The organism is Nodularia sp. LEGE 04288 (genome assembly GCF_963896525.1).
Taxonomy (GTDB): domain Bacteria; phylum Cyanobacteriota; class Cyanobacteriia; order Cyanobacteriales; family Nostocaceae; genus Nodularia.
The window spans coordinates 40,199-60,812 of the sequence record NZ_CAWQOY010000033.1; the positions used below are offsets into that span (position 1 = coordinate 40,199).

Below are 20,614 nucleotides of genomic sequence, written 5' to 3' on the forward strand. Positions count from 1 at the left end.
AGAGGCGTTAGCGGCTACCCACAGGGTACACAGATGAACACAGATAAATGCATACTGACTAAATTGGGAAAGAGGATAAACAAATCAGGGTGTTTGGTGCTGTGGCATCATTAAAAATAGAGATAAATAAACAAACTGACTGTATTTGTGCAAGATTAACCGTAAATTTGATTCCTTTGCTATTATTTTAAGTATTTTCTCCCAAACGGCAGCAATGACTATCCGCCATGCGAATGAAACTGATTTACCTGCAATAGTGGCAATTTATAATGCAGCCATTCCCAGCCGCAAGGCGACAGCTGATTTAGAACCAGTTTCTGTACAAAGTCGCCTTGCTTGGTTTCAAGGGCGATCGCCTTTACAACGACCACTCTGGGTGATAGAAAAAGAATGTATAGTTGTGGGGTGGCTGAGTTTTAAATCATTTTATGGGCGGCCAGCTTATGATTCTACTGCCGAAATAAGTATTTATATTGCCTCATCTGTTCATCGATGTGGTTTAGGCGGACAACTCCTAGCCCAAGCAATTAGCGAAAGTCCAAATTTAGGAATAAAAACGCTTTTGGGCTTTATTTTTGCCCACAATCAACCCAGTTTAAACCTGTTTGCCAAATTTGAATTTCAACAGTGGGGATATTTACCGCAAGTTGCAGAACTTGATGGTGTAGAACGGGATTTAATAATTATGGGACTGCGAATCTAGGGTTTTTACTTTTTCTGCAACATCCGGCGCTGACGAAATTTCTCAGACTGGGGTTTTCGCAATGGTACTACCTCCGCTTCACTACTTTCGCGGGCTACCCGAATCAGCAAAGCCATACTCACTAGGCTGGAAATCATGGAATTACCACCATAACTAAACATGGGTAAGGGTAAGCCTGTGGTGGGTAATGCACCTGTGGCAACGGCAATATGTAGCAATGATTGTCCGATAATCACAGTGGTGATCCCAATGGCTACTAGTCGATAGACTATATTCTTAGCCTTTAATGCCACGATTAATCCTAGTGTGGCGAATAAAGCTAAAATAATCAACATGATCATACTGCCAACAAAGCCAAATTCTTCAGCGAACACGGCAAAAATAAAATCGGTGTCCTGAATTGGTAAATAAAACAGCTTTTGTTGAGAAAGTCCAAACCCAGCCCCCCAAGTTTGACCAGAACCTACTGCTAGCAAACTTTGTACTAACTGGTAGCCATCACCTGTAGAGTCAGCCCAAGGATTGAGAAATGACATTACACGCTTGCGTTGATACTCTTTGAGGCTAATACTGATTACTGCTAACATTAGCCCCCCGAATGCTGTTCCTCCCAAATATTTGTAAGGTAATCCAGCGGCTAAGGCAATTAACCAAATAGTCATACCGCAGAGTGCGGCTGTACTTAAGTTAGGCTGTACCAAAATTCCTAAAATTACTAAACCAAAAATACCTAACCAAGCGAAGCGAACTGGCCAACTCAAACCTTCCCACTGTCCAAACAGCCGCGCACTTTGCAGCACCAAAAAGGGTTTAATTAATTCTGAAGGTTGTAGGGGAATTGGCCCAATGGCTATCCAACGTGCTGCATCAAAAGCTTTTCTACCGACTCCTGGTATCAATGTTCCGAAGATTAACAGCAAAAACAGCGCGATAAACCAATGAGTCTTACCCAAAATTTTCCGTAAGGGAAGATTTACAATTATGTTGAATCCAATCAGGGCAAAGAAAACCCAAGCAAGTTGGCGCTTAAAATAATACAATCCATCTGCTTGACGGGCTTCAGCCACGGGATAGGATGCTGAAAACAGCATAATTAATCCGACAAACAGCCAAACGAATGTTAACCAGCGTAACAACCGCGCCTCTAAGGCCCAGGTGGAGACGGAATCATCAAAAATTGGAATCAGGCGACGTAGATTCACGATTCGGTACAGTAATAAATTCAAAGTTAGAAGTAAAACTCATAACTCACAACTTATAACTCATAATTTGATGCACTGCTTGCACAGCACCGTTAATATAAGCTGACGCAGACTGCTTTTTTGCTGTTTTTACTGGGTTTAGCAAAATTCTCACAGTAGCGATCGCTTGTTCAATATTTTGAACATAATAACTTTTACTAGCTCTCTTTTCTTGGCGATCGTACAATCGTGGAAAAGCTAATGCTACTAAAGGTACACCCACAGCGGCACATTCATAAACTGTATTGTATCCCCCCCCACCTACAACTACATCAGCCGCAGCGAGGCATTCAATACCCGGATGGTGAGATATCCATAAGCTTTCCGGACAATTTACCGGACAATTAGCGGCTAAAATTCTCACAGCACATTCGGGAAAAGCTTCATGCAGTCGCAGCGCTAGTTGACTAAAAATATCTAACTCTGATGCTGTGCCGGCTGCACAGACTAGGATGATTTTCACAAATTTATCCACTCTGAGGATAAGCGATGGGCAAAGCCCCGCCTCCGGCGATCGCGTGGTATCTCTCTCAGGTAATTCCTCAGCATTGCGAATCAACCAAGGTGCTGTGTACTGTACAGTAGGCAAATCACACAAACCTAAATCTGTACCTTCTCCCGGTACAATCACCAAATCAAAATTAGCCGCTACAAAATCCCGTAAATTCTTGGCAATAATATATTGGGGATTAATATCCCGATGAATTAAAATTCGGGGAATAGAGTGTAACTGCGGCAGAATATCTGCTAACTCACCGCCTAAACCTCTGGGAAAGGTATCAACAATTAAGCAATCATAGTCTATGCTGAGTAAAATTTCTCGTACCTTTATACAAGTTGCCGAAAAACCAGCGTCATCGGGAATCCAATCTATTAAACATCCCTCATTACTGACTTGCTGTGCATAAGGACTATTTGTAATAACCCTGACCTTTCTATATTTTGCGGCAATTCTACCCAAAGATAAAGCACGAGTTAAATGTCCCCAACCGCCACCGAGGGCATAAATTAACCAAGTTTTATTCAATAGTCAAAAGTAAATAAGTTAAAAATTTTCAATTAGATAAAATCCCTGTTTATCTGTGGTTAATTATCTTAACTCATTGCTTCAACTTGCCCCCATATCATATTCAAAATCAGCATCACTTTCCCGTTCAAAACTAACAGCATCAGCTTCTGTAAAGTTGACATTGCCAGTGTAGTGGTCATAGAAATAGCAATCACGCTGATCATAGTAGGTATTACCCCAGCCTCCAGAGCGATAATTGCCATAATCGGCATAAAAGGCATAGTCCTCTTCATAAGACTGATCACAGTAGGGACAACCAGTATGATCAGTGCGATCGCAGCGGCGTTTAAACAGAAATCCTACCATGCGATCGCAGACAGTTGTTGCTGCCAAGTTTACCACAATTTCACAGCTACCAATTTGCAGGCGATCGCCATCGTTCAAACTACCATTATTTTTCTGTAACCCATTAATTTTCATCCCCATATTTTGATTTTGGGCAATTACAATTAACTGCTGATTTTTACTGGTAATTAAAACATGATAATCTGCCACTAAATCATCTGGAATCACCAGTCTCGAAACTAGTTCCCCATTGATTTCTGCTGGCATTTCCTCGAATTTTCTGCCAATAGCCACTGGAGTTGTGAATAATGGTTCTCGGCGTTCTTCTGTATTTGGGTCTATCCAAGAAAGCTGAATTTGCAACTTTTACTTTCCTCCTGTTAAATTTACAGCATAAGCTAAAGCAGCTTGTTGTTCGCGAGTGAGAACATCCAAACCAAAACAAGCAAATGCAATGGGTGAAATCTCAGACCTTGTAGAAAAAACCGTAGTTGCAGATGAACCTCTCAAAGAAGTTTTACCATCTCGAATCCTGATATGATAAAGCAAGCTTTGGTCTGGTGCATTAATCTCCCAACCATTATTTTGCAACTTAATTTGATAAATTTCTTTATTAGTACCATCCTCTAGGATATAGTGACCATCATTCTGCCGTTTGAGAGTATATAAAACTTGACTTTCTTCGGAATTTTCTAGCTTCCACTGGCTTTTTTCCCTAAATACATAACCCAAAACTTTCTCAGAAGCATTTTCGATTTTCAGTTTTTCCGGAGTATTTTCTCTTATTCTGGCTAATTCTTGATCATTACCATCAACTAATTTTGCACCATTAGCTTGTTGTTTGAGAGAAAATAAGTCTGCGCCAAACTCTGTTTTAAACTTAATTTTTTCAGTTCGGTTAGCAACATTAGTTGTCGTAACGGCTGTTGGTTGAGTATTTTGTTGAGAAATTTCATCTTTTGTGGGGTTGCTACTACAGCTTAAAAGTGCAGTAATTAACAATCCTAGAGTTAATATTTTACCAATTATATGCTTCATACAGTTTCTTTAGAAAGCATTTTTGCCAAATTCAAGACTTGATAAAGACTTAAAAACATGGCGACAATTGTTTGATATATTTTTTCTTGACTTTCTGCAAGCTGTGGATCAAGTCTCACAGTCAAATTCATAGATTTATCTGTCACTTTTAACCCTCGCAGAAAAGAGAATGTTGGAATGTTTATCGCCTCCTTAACCTCATTTTGTAAAACTTTTATAGCTCCATAGCGGCGCTGAGGATATATTAAATTGAGATTGATATCTAATCCCCCTGATTTAACTTTAGATTTGTATTTATTTTTGCCACTGCTGCCTCGTTTCCAACCATATTGTTTTTTAGATAATCCAGTAATAGTTAACACAAAGCGAGTTTTATCTAAAAATCGTCCTCTCATGTTTAACCACTGATTTTCATAAATATCTATCTTCCATCCACTCTTATAGGGATGATCTATAGTATTGGTTTTATTCTCATTACTTTCACCTTTTTTAAAAGATAATTGTAAATGAAATAATTCTTTTACGTCTAAATCTCTAGCCAGCATTTCTATAAGTTGCCGCGTGAGATGATATCGATAATTAATTACATTTAATCTCCTAAATTTAAGCATCATTACTAACGCATAAATCCAGGCTATAACTAAACCAACTAAACCCAGATTGAACAAAAAAGCTACTACATTTAGTAACCCAGATGCTATACCAGATAGACCAAAGCTGATAATACCTACAATTGCGGCTCCTGCAAAATAATAAATTGCTTGTTTGCCAAATTTATTTTGCTTGATTTCTGCTAATTGAGAAAGTGCTACTATATCATCTAAATCAGTTGTAACACTGTCCAAAAGTGCTGTGTCTTCATAAATTGAATGTTTGCGTAGCTTCTGTAATTCAATAGGCATTTCAATCTGCGCTCCTTCAATTCATTTAATTAAGTTTAGTTAAATTATTTTTCAACAAAAAATATATGAGATAGACCAATATAAATTGTTGTCAGTATAACAAAGTAAAAAATCCAGTGTCAATGAGGTATTTACATATATATGAATCAAGTTATCAATAAACCCCAATTAGCCTATATATCCTTTGATGTTGTACCAGCACCAAAGGGTGCGTCCATTCATATTGCCGCATTTTCTCAGGCTTTAGCCGCAGCTTTTGGCAATATCCAATTAGTCACTGTTTCTCCTACAGCAGAACAGATAGATAATGATCAAATATTCCCGCAAGTGATGCAGACAATGTTACCGGCTGTCGGTGGTAATTTGATTTCTAGAGTTTTGTATTTTCAAACGTCGCTGCGGGGATGGTTGCAAGGTCGCCAATTTACAGCCATTCATATTCGTTCAATTTATGAAGGTTTTGTCATAGCACTTAATAAACAGCAATATTGTGAGCAATTAGTTTTTGAAGTCAATGGTTTACCTTCCATAGAACTAAAATATCGTTATCCTGGTGTTATCGATGATCGAGAACTACTGCACAAATTACATACCCAAGAACAAATTTGTTTAACAGCAGCCGATTTAATTATCACACCTAGTAGTACCACCTCTGAATATTTGCAAAGTCGGAATGTCTCACCCCATAAAATTCGCGTGATTCCCAACGGTGTAGATTTAGATGTGTTTACCTATAATCATCATTGTGAACTGAATATCTTACCTGTGATGAATCAGGATAGCTGTTTACAAATGATCTATTTTGGTACGCTTTCGCCCTGGCAAGGTGTAAATTTAGCAATAGAAGCTTTAGAATTAGTAAATAAAGATATTCCTGCTTGTTTAACAGTGATTGGACAAGCTAGAGAGGATCAAATTAAAAAATTAAAGCAGCTGGCGTTAAAGTTAGGGGTAGAAAATAAACTAACTATTTTAGAACCCACATCACAAACACAGTTAGTTCAACATATCCACGCTTCAGATATTATTTTGGCACCATTAATGCCTAGCGATCGCAACTTAGTTCAAGGTTGTTGTCCCCTAAAGATTTTAGAAGGTATGGCTACGGGAATCCCAGTAATTGCTAGTGATTTGCCTGTAGTCGGCGAACTAGGCGAAGACAAAGTACATTTTTTATTAGTCAAACCAGGTTCAGCTAAAGCAATTAAAGATGCCGTATTGCAGTTACACCATGACCCGAAATTAGCTACCCAACTCGCCCAAAATGCCCGCCAGCGCATTGAAGAGAAATATACTTGGAAATTTGCTGGTGCAGCTTTAACGGCTGCTTATGCTCAATTGGGCATCAAACGATTAAGTAAAATTTGAAGTCGTTGTTGCTCTTGAGCTATAGAATATTCATTGAGAATGCGATCGCCTGCTGCTTGAACAATGCCATTTTTCTGTTCTCCCGGCATAGTCAAACATTCCAACACCGCCTCACCTAGCTTATGTAACTGAGAACGAGGCAACAGAAAACCATTTTCACCATGTAAAATCACCTCTGGAATTCCACCAGCATCACTAGCAATACAGCAACAACCACAAGCCATAGCCTCTAGTAGCGCATTTGGCATTCCCTCCCACAGGGAAGGCTGGAGATAAATATCGCACAACCGGAGATATTCAGCCACCAACCCAGAATTAGATAAATGTCCAGTAACTATAATTCGCTGGGCATTTTCTGGCTGCTGAGTTTTATAAACTTGTAGTATAGATTCCTGAGAAGCCCGAACCTCACCGATAATTAACAAACAAGCTGGACGCTGACTGCGAACCGTTGTCAAAGCATTTAACAGAAATTGCTGTCCTTTCTTTTCCCGCAACTCCCCACAAAACCCCAAAACAACCTCATCAGGCGCAATTCCTAACTTCTCCCGTGTAATATCACCTGACTTCGACAAACAAAATATATTTGTATCTACCGCATTCTTTAGTACCAACACATCATCTCGCCCACTCAGTAACTGAATTTTGCGAGACATCTCAGCACTTACAGCCGTAATCACATTAGCGTGTTGTAACGTCCATTGCAGACGGGCAAAATCTCCAGGGGGAAACATTTCGCGGTCGATATCATTACCTCTAGCACTAACAGTAGAGGGGATTTTTTGCAGTCCAGCAAACCAGCTAGCCAAAAAACCACTAGGAAAAAGATAATGACCCCAAACAGCATCATACCCACGAGTCTGCTGCAACCAATCCAAAAAATTCAAAGTATGAGGCATCGTCATATCCCAATGACGGTACAACCCTATACGATACACTCGATATTTAGCCCCTAAAATTTCCGGGGGTAAAACTTCCCCTGGTTGTAAATAACGACTCCAAGTAACAACATCAACTTCTATATCTAATTGGCAAAGCGTAGTTACAAGACGTGTAGCACTACTAGCCAAACCTCCTAAATCTGGTGCAAACCGTTCTGTAATTAATAAAAGACGCTTCATGCAAATTTCGATTTTACAATTTTAATTTATCCGCGTTTATCCGCGTTTATCCGCGTTTAATTATTCCTATCCAATATAAAGCCAACAAAAAAGAGGTCTACCCTGACCTCTTGACAACTCCCTAGAATGATGTTCGTTATATATTAATTACGACAACCCAGCATTAGTACCTTGCTTACCAGTTGCTAGTTCTACCTTCACAATTTTGCCACCCATTTTTTGAATGCGTTGCTGTTCGCGAAACCAATTTTCGTAAGGAACTAGCTTGGTGAAGTAAGTATTTTGCAACTCTCTTTGAGTACGAATGCGGGACTGACTGGGGACACAAGCAGTAACTTTAAACAAACGAGCCATATCTTAAATCTCCTACGGTGATTGTGAAAAGTTTTTTATTACAAACAAAAGTGGGAGTGTATATTCTATGCAAATATTTAAATTAATCACTCCAAGTCTGGAAATCGACTATCAATACTAGACCGCTCACACTCACAATATAAGCAATAGAACGTTCTAACACTCATAATTGATTTCCAGACCTTAATAAAGCCGCACCGAATGTATTCAGTGCAAACTAACTCTTAGCTCAAGCCAGAGGAGATATAGTCTAGGTAAACGCCCATTTCTTTGCCGGCATCAGGGCCAACTAAGCTAGCGGTTACTTCTTTGATAGCTTGGATAGCTTGTACAGTAGCGCCTACGGGAACACCCAAGGAGTTGTAGGTTTCTTTCAAGCCATTCAATACGCGCTCGTCTAGGATCGAAGGATCACCAGCTAGCATAGCGTAGGTAGAATAACGTAGGTAGTAGTCCAAATCGCGGATGCAAGCAGCATAGCGACGGGTGGTGTACATATTACCACCGGGACGAGTGATGTCAGAGTATAACAAAGACTTAGCTACTGCTTCTTTGACGATCGCAGCTGCGTTAGCACTAATAGCTGTAGCAGCGCGCACGCGTAGTTCACCAGTTACGAAGTAGCCTTTGAGCTTTTCTAGAGCCGCAGTATCCAAGTATTTACCTTGAACGTCTGAAGCGTTAATGACAGAGGTAATTGCGTCTTGCATGTCGTTATTTCCTTATTTCCAACCTTTTTGCAATACTTATGTTTCAGCAGAAGTAAAAAGAGCTTCAGCTTACTGCATCGCACCGACTAGGTAATCGAAGTAAGCGCCAGCTTCACCAGAGTCTTCAGCAGACAGCAAGGTAGCAGCAACATTCTTCATCGCGTTAACGCCACCAGCCACAGCATCAATAGGAGTGCCGAGGGACTTGTACATTTCACGCACACCCACAACACCGATTTCTTCGATGGGGGTAACATCACCGGAAACAATTCCGTAGGTGACAAGGCGGAGGTAGTAGTCTAGGTCGCGCAGACAAGTAGCGGTCATTTCTTGGCCGTAAGCGTTTCCACCAGGAGAAACAACATCAGGGCGCTTTTGGAACAACTGATCACCAGCTTGCTTAACAATGCGTTCGCGGTTTTCGGTCAAAATTTGCGCGATGCGGAGGCGACGTTCACCACCGGAAACAAAGCTTTTGATCCGATCCAGTTCGCCGGGGCTAAGGTAGCGGGCTTCTGCATCAGCATTCACGATGGACTTCGTGACGATACTCATTAATGGATTCCTCCAGTACTAATGAAACCAGAATTTGAAGAAACTGGTGCGTTTTAAATTTGTTTGGCAGTAGCTTTGTTTTTTCGCCGTTTTAGAGACAACAATTGCATAATTGCTATAGCTATCGCCTGACGAGTTTGTGAGAAAACTCAACTACCTTCCGCAAAACATTTTCCGGCATTCTGTTGAGCATTTATGACTGTTCTTAATACTTTGTAATATTAATTTTCAGATTTAACAGCCATTTTTTGCCTGAAAGGGTTATTAAACAAGGGAATTAGGGTTATTAGAGGGAGCAGGGAGCAGGGAAAAAAATTTCCTAGTCCCTAGTCCCTAGTCCCTAGTTTCTAGTTTTTAGCGATCGCTTGGGCGGCCTGTCAGTACAGCAGGTGACAAACTAGACCAAGATTGTTTCACCAAGTCAGCCGCAGCTTGGACGCTACCGAGGTAGTTACCAGCTGGTAGTGATGGGTAGCGAGGATAAGGCACTACATCTTCACCGAAGAAGCGCGCATACTCTGCACTATCCACAATTGCCTCTACAGCAGCCTTTAAACCGCTATCAGCCAGCAACTTGTTATATTGGCGGATTTCGCCTTGTGTGGCTGGTGCGCGTCCCAATAGGTGACGGAATAGGAACTCAATCACCTTGGTGTTGGGATAAGGCGTATAGAACCGTTTCCGGTAGATTTCGGAACTAGCCAACTCTCTAACAAACTCGCGGACAGAAATTTCCCCGTTCCGCAGTTTGCTGTCTAAGTTAGAACGGCGGAAGTCTTGGGGAACTTGACCGCTAAATATATCCAACACTTGACAGTAAGCAGCATTAATTACCTGTTGCTTCTCTGCTTGATTTCCACCTAAAGTCAGGCGGTGAATCCGTGCAGGTTTGCGGCGGCTTGTACCTACACCTACTTCCACAGACTGACCACGACCATCATTGAAGGAACGACCCAACTCAATGAACAACGGCTTGGTCTTGTCGATAGCCTTGGCTTGGGCTGCCAAATCTGCGATCGCCTTCGCTAAAATTGGCGTATTCACAGACGCAATCCGGGGCTTCACAGTCTCAAAGCTAGGCACAACTACATCAACATTTTGCTTGGTGAGTTGGTTGTAAAGCTTTTGAGTATTGGGGAAATTAGCCGCAGGTAGAGTTGGGAAGCGACGGTAAGGAACCGTATCCTCACCAAAGGCTTGGCCATATTCCGCACTTTCCACCATCGCAGTAATAAAAGCCCGAATCCCTTGAGTAGCCAACAGCTGGTTATACTTGCGGATTTCAGCCTGGTCTAGAGGCGCACGTCCCAAGAAATGCTTCGTTCCCAACTCAATCACCTTGGTGTTGGGATAAGGTGTGTAAAATTCTTTCAGGTAAAGACTGGAGTAACCCAAACCAGCAATAAATTCCTTAACGCTGATTTCGCCATTCCCCAGCTTGCTTTCTAAAACTGTGAATTCATTTTTGAGGATGTAAGGTGCAACATCACGCTCAAAAATCTGACGATAAGCAGCACTAATCAAAGTATTTACCGCAACTTTATTGCTAGTATTTGCCACCAGCTTAAAGACTTTGCTTTGTTCGCGCTTCTTGGTAACACCTTGATTAATCCGGAATTGGATATCAGGTTCTGAGCGGTTTTCAGTCACCGTACCCAGTTCTACAAAGCGTGGTGTTTCGACTTTTGTAACCTTCGCCGCACCCACATCTTCGCGGATACTACCAACTCGCAATTGTCGCAACGACACACCAGCCGGAGTCAAATACCGTTCGTAAGGCACTGTATCTTCACCAAATGCCTCGCTGTACTCTGTGGTGTCCAGAATGGCATCTACAACTGCATAGAAGCCCTTCTTAGAAGCAAGATCAAAATACTTGTTGTTTTCTTGACGACCGTAAGTAGGACGACCCAACAAGCGGCGGTGAATATACTCAATCGCTTTACAAACATACAGAGATGTCCAGTACATCTTGCGGAATAAATCCGACTTCGCCAAAATGCGGACAAACTCCCGTACAGTAATTTCGCCGTTTTCCAGCTTAATTTCTGCCACCTTCAGGCGTTGACCTTCGTAAACGTCACGACCAAAGACTTGCAGGTAAATCGCTCTAATTACCGCTTGGGTAGAGCTTTCCGAGAATTTGACGCTGACACCCTTACCACCCTTTCTGCTGAGGGTCGAAGGAACTTGATCCAATCGGAACACCTTTGGTCCTAAAGAACCAGGGAATTCACCCCGCGCCTTCGGATTACTCAGTTGGTTATTAATACCAGGCCCTTGGTGAATCAAGATCCGGCGGGTATCCTTACCAAAAGGTGCTGGTCGGCTGCTGGGGTTGCGAGTTTCTTTCGGGAAAATTGCCCCAAATTGGATTTCCAACGCGTCATTACCAGAACCGTATGGATGTTGGTCTGGTAGTGGGCGATCGTAAGCCGCAAAAGTCGTAATAAACTGAGGGACTTTGCGGAAAGGCGCACTGTAATTAAACAGGTCTTGCTGTGGTCCCCAGTTACGACATTCTTGGGCTTCTTGACCCAAACCACGCAAATAGGGAACTGTTTCTTCGCCAAAGTAATCGCCGTATTCGTCAGAATCCACCAAAGCATCAACCAAAGCTGGTAAACCGCCGTTAGAAATAATCGCAAAGTATTTTTGCACTTCTTCACGGCTACTTGGTCCCCGTCCCAAAATGTGACGGAAAGCTAGTTCGATAACTCGGCTGTTAATAAATGGCTGGTAAAACTGTTTTTGGTAAAGGGGAGATTTAGCGAGACGACGGACAAACTCCTTCATGGAGATATCGCCATTCTTCACCTTAGATTCCAAATCAGAAATCGACAAGCTATAAGCACGGGTAATGTCACGCTCGAAAAGTTGCCGATAGGCTGCTTTCACAACCTCGATTTTTTCACTGGCTGACAAACCAGGCTTCATCGCAAACTTAGGACGACGTTCTGCTGCTACAGAGTAGATTTGTGGCAGTTGTAGTCCTTGTTGGTCGCCAGAGGGACGTTGACGGACTTTGTTAGAAGGTGTGGGTGCTTTGAATTCATTCAGCAAAACATCCATGTACTGAGACACAATTTCTGTAGCCTCAGCATCCTTGCGGAAATAGGAAAGTGATCCTGCTTTAATTTCCTGCAAAGCGACCAAGGTGGCTTCACCAGAGCAAGCATTTTCAATGATTTCCCGCAAACCCCGTGTGTTCACACTGATGATATTGGGGTCACCCGCCACAATTGCATAAGTTGCATAACGCAAGAACCAGGATAAATCCCGTAAACTCTTGGCCATGTTGCTTGGGCCATAACGGGCGACATTGATTGGTCTAAAACCAGCAGGTGTCGGGCCACCAGGAGACGAGTTAAATATTGAACGTAAATTTTCTAGAAATCCACCACGACTTTCAACGTAGGTGACAGTTCCTAGTTTCATGCCTTCTGTGACAGTTCCCTCAGCCGTAGCCCCAGCCGTAGCCATAGCTAGTTCTCGTTCTTGAGGCTTTTCTAAGAAAGCCATTGGCGAGCCACCGACAAAAATCCGGTTAGCAGCCCTAGATACGATGATCTCAGAGTTTTCCGTCAGCATCTGAGCAATTTCCAGACGCTTTGCACCAGATGCAAAATAGCTGGCTAGTTCGCTGAGTTCACCGTTTCCCAAAAAGCGGTCTTGCTGCTCGGCTTGGGAAATCGTCGCCACAGTCAGAGTTTGATATAGTTGCGGACGCGCAACGGAGCTTCCACCACTTGCTTTAACGCTCATTAAATTTGTAAAACTCCTTTAATTTATCTATGTGTTAAATCTGGGTAGTTTTGGGGCTTGACACATCGGTGTGATCATGGACTAAGAATGCTGCCTGCAAAACTGCCAGTAAATTAACTCAGTTAGCTTTTAGATTAAAACGTTTTGCGGTTTCTCTGTTGGAATATTAAGAAGTATGTAGAATCTGCAATCTAAATGAGTTCGCCGGAATAAGTACATATTCCCTCTGGGCGAAAATTAACTATTGTTTTGTATCATCTAGTTACAAAATTACCAGCACACTTTGTAGTAAACGTAGTGATTTTTAATATAATTTAATATTTATCTGATTTAATCAGCGAGATAACCAGAGACAGAAGCTTTCTCAAGATAAATTAGCATTAGTTGTGCGATCGCCTGATCATCACAGAACAAATCGAGAGATGAAAAATCTTATGATTTTATCTGTAAAAAATTCTCTTTCCACAATTGCGCCTAAGTTAACTCATGATGTGCTGATTGAAAATCACCCAGATAATACAGTTAAAGCCACATTGTTAGGTTTACCAGACTGTCAAGGTTCAGGAAATACAGAAACAGAAGCTATAGAAAAACTCAGCCAAAGTTTGCAAACTCGGTTAGAAACCGCCAAGATAGTTACTCTAGAAATTGCAGCGCCTCCATCAGAAAATCCTTGGATAAAATTTGCAGGAATGCACAAAGATAATCCTCTTTTTGATGAAGTAATTAGCTATATACTCACATCTTGCACCTGGAAACATGGATGTCAAAACCGCAACTACGAGCAAGGGGAATTAAACGCTCAATATCAAGTAAAATAAGCGACACAACTATTTGTGGAAAAAGTAATTCTCTTGCTGTTTGTGCAGCATCTCCCCAATCAAGTGGTAATGCTAATTGAGTGTCAAGATAGATCCAATGGGTGATAAGATAGGCAAGAAAAGAAAGGATAAGCCAGCGATACATTCCTAAGATCGTGCTTTGACCAAAACGATGTAAACCGAAACGGTGCTTTGCAGTTTTAAACCATCCTTCTATTTGCCAGCGTCGTTTACCCCACCACTTAAGAGTAGAAGCTTTAATGGGTCTAGTGGACAAAACAAAACGCTTTTCTAGCTTTCCTTTATCACGCTTAAGATAATACCAAGCTACGGTCACAGGGAACTTTAATCCAACTAAACGTACCTGTTGTCCTTGTTTGTGTAAATGTCTTAAAACTCTACCATCGACTAATTTACGATTAACAGCTAAACCCGTAATTGCATGATATTGAAGTTTACGTATACCCTCAAGAAACTCTATACTACCAAAAGCTGTATCAGCTAAAATGTTTACCCGAAAATACTTTGTCAGTAATTTTGGTAAACCCTTGATTAGCCTCAGCCCTAACTGCGCTTGTGATGGAGTCCCTTTACCCCTCCATACACGGAAACTCCAAGGTATTCGCCATCTTCCAACTACCAAATACAGTACCACCAGATGTAAACCCCGTTTTCCGTTATAAACAGAAATTAAATGTTCAAACTCTGTGAATTTTCCGCGCTTTTCTAGAGTTGTCAGGTCAACAATTACCTGTAAAAAAGGTCTACGTCCTGGACTTGATTCAGATAAAGTCTTGAGAACTACCTCCAATACTTGGCGGCGAACAGTACGAATCATTTCTCGTGTTGACCAGGCATTGATATTTAAAAACCGACTTAACGCACTGGCAGACTTAGATTTACAGTGTTCTGGCAATGGATGTCCTTTTGCTTCCAAAAATAATCCTAGCATTGCTTCTAGGTTTTGTTTCTGGTACTGGGTAGGCATCAATTCTTTGAGAGTGTAGACTAGTTCTTGGGCGTGGGCAAGCATTGTTCTTGCTTTGTTAGTAAAGTATATTTAACGCCCTTTTTCTCATATTTTTGACCCTAAACGCTAAGAAATTTGAAAACCTGCCACTGGTGTAAGGAGGTGGAGCCTCATCCTGACATTTTGTGCTTAGTTTAAATTCAGTATATATGTATGTAATTTTATCCAAAGCTAGTTTTATTAATTACTACATATTACTTAGGGCTGTCCTTCTTTTTTGTGTTACATTTTTTCACCATTTATTTGCTTTTACCGTGTTTCTTTGGAAGGTGCAAGATGTGAGTATAGAAGAAGCCGAAAGTAAATTGATTTACAAATGGAGGAATATCATCAAAACTTCATTAATGAAATTGATAATGAGCTTGAAGAATTAGGACTGACTGATGCTAACGATGTCACGAAAGCCTTTCATCTTCGTCAGCGTCATCGAGCCAGCACAAAAAATAATGTAGAGAATAATTTCTAGTGGCTAACTTATATATATTAGATACAGATCATTTATCACTTTTTCAAAATAAAGACCCAATAGTAACACAACGTATTTGATTGTCTGCATCGTAACCTATAGAGGCGATGTTTGATGATGCCACAGTTATTCTTTGCATTGTTCTCCATCCTTAAAAAAGTAAAAAGTAAATTAAGTTTACAAAACAACAGACAATGTATATTTAGGTCTGGGTGCAACCTTGGTTAGACAATAAGTAGGTCAACATAATTAAACATAAAACCTTGACGATATAGATCCCCGACTTCTTCGAGAAGTCGGGGATCTGGGTATTACGTTTTTTAAGTTTGAGCTACTTATTACCCAATCACAAAATCATTATTCTGGAGGCTGAAACCTATTTCTATACAAATCTATTTGTAGATTGTTATCACGAAAAGATGCAGGAAGTTTGTCTAGAATTGCGTTAACCATTTCTGAAGCTGTATTGCAAGCCCATAAAGCAGCTTTAGCAGTGCTAATTTTCAATATTATTGATTCAACTGAGGTATCTTTTAGAAATATCCCTTTGCTGCAAAGACGTTCAGTTAGCTTTCTTCCAAAGTATTTAATTTCACCATTTTCTCCTTCTTCAATGACATCTTCGGGCTTTAAATGAACTAAACAATCACGTAACCTGAATAGGTCTGCAAAGTCTTGATAAGGTTTCTCTCCCTTATTAAAGCCACTATCTAAGGCATTGCTAGCCAGCATAAACTTTTCTTGTGTCTGTTTCCTGTTAGAGGCAGATTCATCAATAGCATCAATCAACTTGTCCAAAAAAGCTTCTGTTTCTCCAGTTTGCTTTTCACATTTAGCAAGGGATAGAATTTCATTAATAAAAGCCTCTAGTGCTAGTGCGGAAAAAACTATAGCTACTAAAGCATCATTTTGTGTGCTATCTTCAAAACCTTGGTTTGCTTTAGAATATCCATCCTTTGCAATTTGATAGAAGCGATAGGAATCTACAATAAACCCTTGAACTGGTTCTATCTTCTTAGCGTTTACAGTAAAATATATAGTATAAATTAACATACTATATACACCCTATAGGTAATTTATACTTCTTCATATACATTGAATATTTCTCACTTATTTTCTTAAGTAAAACAGGAGAGTTGAGCAAAATGTATCAAGTAGACCCGCCCTTACCTCCTACAGAAACACTGCCAACTATGTATGACTTGCCCAGCGAAAATCAGGAGGAACCAGGTTTGCCGGATGAATTTCATCTTCTCCAACCGGAATTACTTCGCATCACTTTTCGCCCGCCTAGTTATGCTGAAGATAATATTTTCACAGCTAGTGACTTAAACTTATACTATGATCCTCATCATCCCCAATGGTATAAGCGCCCCGATTGGTTTGCAGTGTTGGGAGCATCGCGTTTTTATAACCAAACAGAATTGCGATTAAGTTATGTTACTTGGCAAGAGGGAATTAATCCTTTTGTAGCAGTTGAACTAATATCACCAGGTACAGAAGCAGAAGATTTAGGGCGAAGTTTACGGGAGGTTAATCAACCGCCTAATAAATGGTCAGTGTATGAGCGAATTTTGAGAGTTCCCTATTATTTTGCCTTCAACCGTTACACTAATGAGCTTCACTGTTTTGGTTTAATGATGAACCGCTATCAACCTCTGTCTGTGAATGGCCTGGGGGTGTGGTTAGAGTCAGCAGAGTTAGGTTTAGGGTTATGGGATGGAGAATATCAAGGATTAAAAAGACTGTGGCTGCGTTGGTATGATCGAGACAATAATTGGTTACTCACACCCGTAGAACAGGAGAAAAAACGGGCTGATTCTGCCGAGTTAGAAAATGCTAAGTTGCGGCAATTGTTACTTGAACAAGGAATCAGTTTACCAAATGGTGAATAATTCTCCCAATCCGCTAAACTCTAAAATGCTGCGTTCTTCCTGATCATGTCAGACTCCCAAACTGTTAGTGCTGCTGTTGCGAAACTCTACGATACCTATCCCTTCCCCCCAGAACCTCTACTAGATGAAGCCCCCCCTGGGTACAATTGGCGCTGGAATTGGTCAGCCGCTTACAATTTCTGCACGGGACGCAAACCAGCAAAGCAAGATATCCGCGTTTTAGATGCTGGTTGTGGTTCCGGTGTGAGTACTGAATATTTGGTACATCTCAACCCCCAAGCCCAGGTGGTAGGAATTGATTTAAGTGCTGGAACTTTAGAGGTAGCCAAAGAACGCTGTAAACGTTCGGGTGCTGATAGGGTGGAGTTTCATCACCTGAGTTTGTACGATGTGGAACAGCTACCAGGGGAGTTTGATTTAATTAATTGCGTGGGTGTGTTGCATCACTTACCTGACCCCATACGTGGTATTCAAGCCTTAGCCAAGAAGTTAGCCCCTGGTGGACTAATGCACATTTTTGTCTATGGCGAACTGGGACGCTGGGAAATTCAACTCATGCAAAAGGCGATCGCACTTCTCCAAGGTGACAAAAAAGGCGATTATCGTGATGGGGTACAAGTCGGACGAAAAATATTCGCATCTTTACCAGAAAACAACCGAATTGTCAAGCGAGAAAAAGAACTTTGGTCTTTAGAAAACCACAAGGATGAATGTTTTGCTGATATGTACGTTCATCCCCAGGAGACTGATTACAACATTGAGACGCTGTTTGAATTAATTGATGCTTCTGGCTTGGAGTTTATTAATTTTTCTAATCCTGATTTTTGGCAGTTAGGAAGACTATTAGAGAAAGCACCGGAGTTAATTGCACGATCGCATGAATTGAGCGATCGCCAGCGTTACCGCCTGATAGAATTACTAAATCCCGAAGTTACTCATTATGAGTTTTTCCTCGGTCGTCTTCCCCTCATTAAATCCAACTGGTCAGAGGAAAAAGTCCTATTGCAAGCTATTCCCGAACTTAACCCCTGTATTGATGGTTTTCCCAGCCAATGTGTATTTAATTACAATTATCAAATTGTCAACTTATCAGAATTAGAGTTGCAATTTTTACAAAAATGTGATGGGCATTTAACCATGTCTGAGATTTTGGCAACGGTGCAAATCGACTTGAATCAAATCCGGTCACTCCTTGAACAGCAGATAATTTTATTGTCACCGAGTTAATTAAATTACAAAGACCAGCAAGCTGCTTATACAATTATTAACAGAGCAGGCAATAACGATAAAAAGGCGAAATTTGAAGAAAGTTGGAATTTGATTAGCCTGAATTTCGGCTTTTTATCCCCGTTCTCCCTCACTCCCTCGCCTACGATTTTCCGTTACAGGGCAGGCTTCTACCCTGAGTCTGATCCTGGCAAGAAGTTAATTGTTTTTTTCTAAAGTATTGTTACCTGATCATGATATGATTCAGCTGACTGAATGTGCAGTCATTATAAGTTAGCTGTACCGGTTTCAAGTCTCGTGAGCTTGTCAGAAGATTCAATTGACCCCACTCCGACAACACAACAAGATACTCAATCTGGTTCTGAAGACACAGAACCAGTGAACGCTTCCATGCAGGAGTTCTATCAACTCTACCAGGAGTTGTTGATAATTACACTTGCCTTGACAGTGACTGTTTTTATCTCTGTGTGGATCGCTTACTCGCTGAACATTGCCCTCAATTATCTATTAGGGGCCTGTGCAGGTGTGCTTTATTTGAGGCTGTTGGCAAAAGATGTTGAGGGTTTAGGTAGAGAAAAACAGGCGCTGAGTAAAACTCGGTTAGCCTTATTAGTAGCTCTGATTTTCCTAGCATCGCGGTGGAATCAACTACAAATTTTACCCATATTCTTGGGATTTCTCACATACAAAGCCACACTCATCTTCTACGTAATTAGGATATCTTTTGTCTCTGACGACTAGCCAAAGCTCGGATAACCTGAAAAAGCTAACATAAGCTTTGCGTGAGGAATATCCACACTGCAAATTTGCGCCTATTCTCCAGGTAATATTGGAGAAACGATTGATATGGAAAGAAAATGCTGAATTTTCTGAACTTCTACTCTCTTCCACTTGCCGAATTGGAAGTGGGTAAACATCTGTACTGGCAAATAGGCAACTTCAAGCTGCACGGTCAGGTGTTTCTCACATCCTGGTTTGTTATTGGTGTACTAGTGCTAGTTTCCTTAGCAGCCAGTAGTAACATCAAAAGAATTCCCAGTGGGTTACAGAACCTCATGGAGTATGCCCTGGAATTCATTCGGGATTTGGCTAAAAACCAAATTGGCGAAAAAGAATATCGCCCTTGGGTGCCTTTCGTTGGCACTTTGTTTTTGTTCATTTTTGTGTCAAATTGGTCAGGGGCGCTGGTTCCTTTCAAGCTGATACATTTGCCAGAAGGTGAACTAACAGCACCTACAAGCGACATCAATACAACAGTTGCCTTAGCGTTGCTGACATCGCTGGCGTATTTTTACGCTGGTTTCAGCAAAAAGGGTTTAGGGTATTTTGGCAACTACGTCCAACCAGTGTCGTTTATGTTGCCCTTCAAGATTATTGAAGACTTCACCAAGCCTCTTTCCCTAAGCTTCCGTTTATTCGGCAACATCTTGGCTGACGAACTTGTAGTAGGTGTACTTGTATTGCTAGTACCCTTGTTTGTACCTCTGCCAGTAATGGCTTTGGGACTATTTACCAGCGCCATTCAAGCACTAATTTTTGCGACTTTAGCCGCCGCTTACATCGGTGAAGCGATGGAAGATCATGGCGAAGAGCATCATGAATGAGGGGCATTAAATACCCTCAAAAGTCATTAGTCGTGAGTCATTGGTTATTTAACAATGATCAAGGGCAAATGGCAACTGACACACAACAACGTCTAAATCCACTCAACTCAGTAAATTAAGGAAATAAGATCATGGACCCATTAGTTGCTGCTGCTTCCGTTCTCGCTGCTGCTCTCGCTGTTGGTTTGGCTGCAATCGGACCTGGTATTGGTCAAGGTAACGCTGCTGGACAAGCTGTAGAAGGTATTGCTCGTCAGCCAGAAGCTGAAGGCAAAATCCGCGGTACATTGCTATTAAGCTTGGCATTCATGGAAGCGCTAACCATCTACGGTCTAGTAGTTGCTCTAGTGCTACTGTTTGCTAACCCCTTCGCATAATCAGTACTGAGTGCTGAGTACAAAAAGTTAGGAGTTAGGAGTTAGGAGTTAGAAATTTAACTCATAACTCATAACTCACCGAC

At 41.2% G+C, this 20,614-nt stretch carries 19 protein-coding genes and 1 pseudogene; 8 read left to right on the plus strand and 12 right to left on the minus strand.

Features of this window, described 5'->3' with window-relative positions:
* Window positions 1–214 precede the first annotated feature (214 nt).
* On the plus strand, window positions 215–703 hold the full coding sequence (locus AACX33_RS02955) for a GNAT family N-acetyltransferase (protein WP_193999022.1): 489 nt from the start codon (window positions 215–217) through the stop codon (window positions 701–703).
* 5 nt (window positions 704–708) lie between these two features.
* Here AACX33_RS02955 and AACX33_RS02960 read toward each other — a convergent pair whose 3' ends face one another.
* The 5 genes from AACX33_RS02960 to AACX33_RS02980 all read right to left on the minus strand — a co-directional run bounded on the left by AACX33_RS02960 (window position 709) and on the right by AACX33_RS02980 (window position 5,238).
* Window positions 709–1,905: an FtsW/RodA/SpoVE family cell cycle protein gene (locus tag AACX33_RS02960; protein WP_193999020.1), complete on the minus strand. Its 1,197-nt coding sequence runs from the start codon at window positions 1,903–1,905 to the stop codon at window positions 709–711.
* Window positions 1,906–1,951: 46 nt separating this feature from the next.
* Window positions 1,952–2,971: a UDP-N-acetylglucosamine--LPS N-acetylglucosamine transferase gene (locus AACX33_RS02965; protein ID WP_193999019.1), complete on the minus strand. Its 1,020-nt coding sequence runs from the start codon at window positions 2,969–2,971 to the stop codon at window positions 1,952–1,954.
* An 81-nt stretch (window positions 2,972–3,052) separates the two neighbouring features.
* On the minus strand, window positions 3,053–3,661 hold the full coding sequence (locus AACX33_RS02970) for an FHA domain-containing protein (RefSeq protein ID WP_193999017.1): 609 nt from the start codon (window positions 3,659–3,661) through the stop codon (window positions 3,053–3,055).
* A gap of 3 nt (window positions 3,662–3,664) precedes the next feature.
* Complete coding sequence (locus AACX33_RS02975) at window positions 3,665–4,336, minus strand: hypothetical protein (RefSeq protein WP_193999015.1); 672 nt, start codon at window positions 4,334–4,336, stop codon at window positions 3,665–3,667.
* The gene (locus AACX33_RS02980; RefSeq protein ID WP_193999013.1) at window positions 4,333–5,238 is read right to left on the minus strand and encodes a hypothetical protein; all 906 of its coding nucleotides are present in this window, start codon (window positions 5,236–5,238) and stop codon (window positions 4,333–4,335) included. Before AACX33_RS02980 ends, AACX33_RS02975 begins: the two co-directional genes overlap by 4 nt.
* Before the next feature lie 141 nt (window positions 5,239–5,379).
* Here AACX33_RS02980 and AACX33_RS02985 point away from each other — a divergent pair, with 141 nt between their 5' ends.
* Window positions 5,380–6,606 carry a glycosyltransferase family 4 protein gene (locus AACX33_RS02985; RefSeq protein ID WP_228048880.1) on the plus strand — a complete coding sequence of 409 codons (1,227 nt, stop codon included), beginning with the start codon at window positions 5,380–5,382 and terminating at the stop codon, window positions 6,604–6,606.
* On the opposite strand, the gene AACX33_RS02990 is transcribed toward AACX33_RS02985, so the two are convergent.
* From AACX33_RS02990 to AACX33_RS03010, 5 genes are all read right to left on the minus strand, one after another.
* Window positions 6,573–7,727, minus strand: a complete 1,155-nt coding sequence (locus AACX33_RS02990) for a glycosyltransferase family 4 protein (protein WP_193999011.1) — start codon at window positions 7,725–7,727, stop codon at window positions 6,573–6,575. The genes AACX33_RS02985 and AACX33_RS02990 overlap by 34 nt on opposite strands.
* Before the next feature lie 147 nt (window positions 7,728–7,874).
* Window positions 7,875–8,081 (minus strand): phycobilisome linker polypeptide, encoded by a 207-nt coding sequence (locus tag AACX33_RS02995; protein WP_193999009.1) that lies wholly within the window; start codon window positions 8,079–8,081, stop codon window positions 7,875–7,877.
* Between the two features lie 224 nt (window positions 8,082–8,305).
* Window positions 8,306–8,791: an allophycocyanin subunit beta gene (gene apcB / locus AACX33_RS03000; protein ID WP_193999007.1), complete on the minus strand. Its 486-nt coding sequence runs from the start codon at window positions 8,789–8,791 to the stop codon at window positions 8,306–8,308.
* Between the two features lie 69 nt (window positions 8,792–8,860).
* A complete protein-coding gene (gene apcA, locus AACX33_RS03005; RefSeq protein ID WP_089091414.1) occupies window positions 8,861–9,346 on the minus strand; it encodes an allophycocyanin subunit alpha in 486 nt (161 codons plus the stop codon).
* Between the two features lie 354 nt (window positions 9,347–9,700).
* Window positions 9,701–13,111 (minus strand): phycobilisome rod-core linker polypeptide, encoded by a 3,411-nt coding sequence (locus tag AACX33_RS03010; protein WP_193999005.1) that lies wholly within the window; start codon window positions 13,109–13,111, stop codon window positions 9,701–9,703.
* 434 nt (window positions 13,112–13,545) lie between these two features.
* Here AACX33_RS03010 and AACX33_RS03015 point away from each other — a divergent pair, with 434 nt between their 5' ends.
* Complete coding sequence (locus tag AACX33_RS03015) at window positions 13,546–13,932, plus strand: hypothetical protein (protein WP_228048877.1); 387 nt, start codon at window positions 13,546–13,548, stop codon at window positions 13,930–13,932.
* On the opposite strand, the pseudogene AACX33_RS03020 reads toward AACX33_RS03015, so the two are convergent.
* Both AACX33_RS03020 and AACX33_RS03025 read right to left on the minus strand, forming a co-directional pair.
* Window positions 13,907–14,965 (minus strand): annotated as a pseudogene (locus AACX33_RS03020) (transposase); the annotation flags it as partial. The gene AACX33_RS03015 and the pseudogene AACX33_RS03020 sit on opposite strands and share 26 nt — an antisense overlap.
* 820 nt (window positions 14,966–15,785) lie before the next feature.
* Window positions 15,786–16,481 carry a hypothetical protein gene (locus AACX33_RS03025; RefSeq protein WP_193999003.1) on the minus strand — a complete coding sequence of 232 codons (696 nt, stop codon included), beginning with the start codon at window positions 16,479–16,481 and terminating at the stop codon, window positions 15,786–15,788.
* Between the two features lie 92 nt (window positions 16,482–16,573).
* Here AACX33_RS03025 and AACX33_RS03030 point away from each other — a divergent pair, with 92 nt between their 5' ends.
* From AACX33_RS03030 to atpE, 5 genes are all read left to right on the plus strand, one after another.
* Window positions 16,574–17,323 carry a Uma2 family endonuclease gene (locus AACX33_RS03030; protein WP_193999001.1) on the plus strand — a complete coding sequence of 250 codons (750 nt, stop codon included), beginning with the start codon at window positions 16,574–16,576 and terminating at the stop codon, window positions 17,321–17,323.
* A gap of 45 nt (window positions 17,324–17,368) precedes the next feature.
* Window positions 17,369–18,550, plus strand: a complete 1,182-nt coding sequence (locus AACX33_RS03035; protein WP_193998999.1) for a class I SAM-dependent methyltransferase — start codon at window positions 17,369–17,371, stop codon at window positions 18,548–18,550.
* A gap of 297 nt (window positions 18,551–18,847) precedes the next feature.
* Window positions 18,848–19,291, plus strand: a complete 444-nt coding sequence (locus tag AACX33_RS03040; protein ID WP_193999119.1) for an ATP synthase subunit I — start codon at window positions 18,848–18,850, stop codon at window positions 19,289–19,291.
* A gap of 116 nt (window positions 19,292–19,407) precedes the next feature.
* On the plus strand, window positions 19,408–20,154 hold the full coding sequence (gene atpB, locus AACX33_RS03045) for a F0F1 ATP synthase subunit A (protein ID WP_193998997.1): 747 nt from the start codon (window positions 19,408–19,410) through the stop codon (window positions 20,152–20,154).
* 131 nt (window positions 20,155–20,285) lie between these two features.
* Entirely contained in the window at window positions 20,286–20,531 is a 246-nt protein-coding gene (gene atpE / locus AACX33_RS03050; RefSeq protein WP_006196223.1) for an ATP synthase F0 subunit C, read from the plus strand.
* Window positions 20,532–20,614: the final 83 nt, after the last annotated feature.

Excerpts from the sequence above, each read along its gene's own strand:
- AACX33_RS02980 (WP_193999013.1), bottom strand. The coding sequence starts at position 5,238 with ATGCCTATTGAATTACAGAAGCTACGCAAACATTCAATTTATGAAGAC.
- atpB (WP_193998997.1), top strand. The coding sequence starts at position 19,408 with ATGCTGAATTTTCTGAACTTCTACTCTCTTCCACTTGCCGAATTGGAA.
- apcA (WP_089091414.1), bottom strand. The coding sequence starts at position 9,346 with ATGAGTATCGTCACGAAGTCCATCGTGAATGCTGATGCAGAAGCCCGC.
- atpE (WP_006196223.1), top strand. The coding sequence starts at position 20,286 with ATGGACCCATTAGTTGCTGCTGCTTCCGTTCTCGCTGCTGCTCTCGCT.
- AACX33_RS02995 (WP_193999009.1), bottom strand. The coding sequence starts at position 8,081 with ATGGCTCGTTTGTTTAAAGTTACTGCTTGTGTCCCCAGTCAGTCCCGC.
- AACX33_RS03010 (WP_193999005.1), bottom strand. The coding sequence starts at position 13,111 with ATGAGCGTTAAAGCAAGTGGTGGAAGCTCCGTTGCGCGTCCGCAACTA.
- AACX33_RS03015 (WP_228048877.1), top strand. The coding sequence starts at position 13,546 with ATGATTTTATCTGTAAAAAATTCTCTTTCCACAATTGCGCCTAAGTTA.
- AACX33_RS03025 (WP_193999003.1), bottom strand. The coding sequence starts at position 16,481 with ATGTTAATTTATACTATATATTTTACTGTAAACGCTAAGAAGATAGAA.
- apcB (WP_193999007.1), bottom strand. The coding sequence starts at position 8,791 with ATGCAAGACGCAATTACCTCTGTCATTAACGCTTCAGACGTTCAAGGT.
- AACX33_RS02975 (WP_193999015.1), bottom strand. The coding sequence starts at position 4,336 with ATGAAGCATATAATTGGTAAAATATTAACTCTAGGATTGTTAATTACT.
- AACX33_RS02990 (WP_193999011.1), bottom strand. The coding sequence starts at position 7,727 with ATGAAGCGTCTTTTATTAATTACAGAACGGTTTGCACCAGATTTAGGA.
- AACX33_RS02955 (WP_193999022.1), top strand. The coding sequence starts at position 215 with ATGACTATCCGCCATGCGAATGAAACTGATTTACCTGCAATAGTGGCA.
- AACX33_RS03035 (WP_193998999.1), top strand. The coding sequence starts at position 17,369 with ATGTCAGACTCCCAAACTGTTAGTGCTGCTGTTGCGAAACTCTACGAT.
- AACX33_RS03030 (WP_193999001.1), top strand. The coding sequence starts at position 16,574 with ATGTATCAAGTAGACCCGCCCTTACCTCCTACAGAAACACTGCCAACT.
- AACX33_RS02985 (WP_228048880.1), top strand. The coding sequence starts at position 5,380 with ATGAATCAAGTTATCAATAAACCCCAATTAGCCTATATATCCTTTGAT.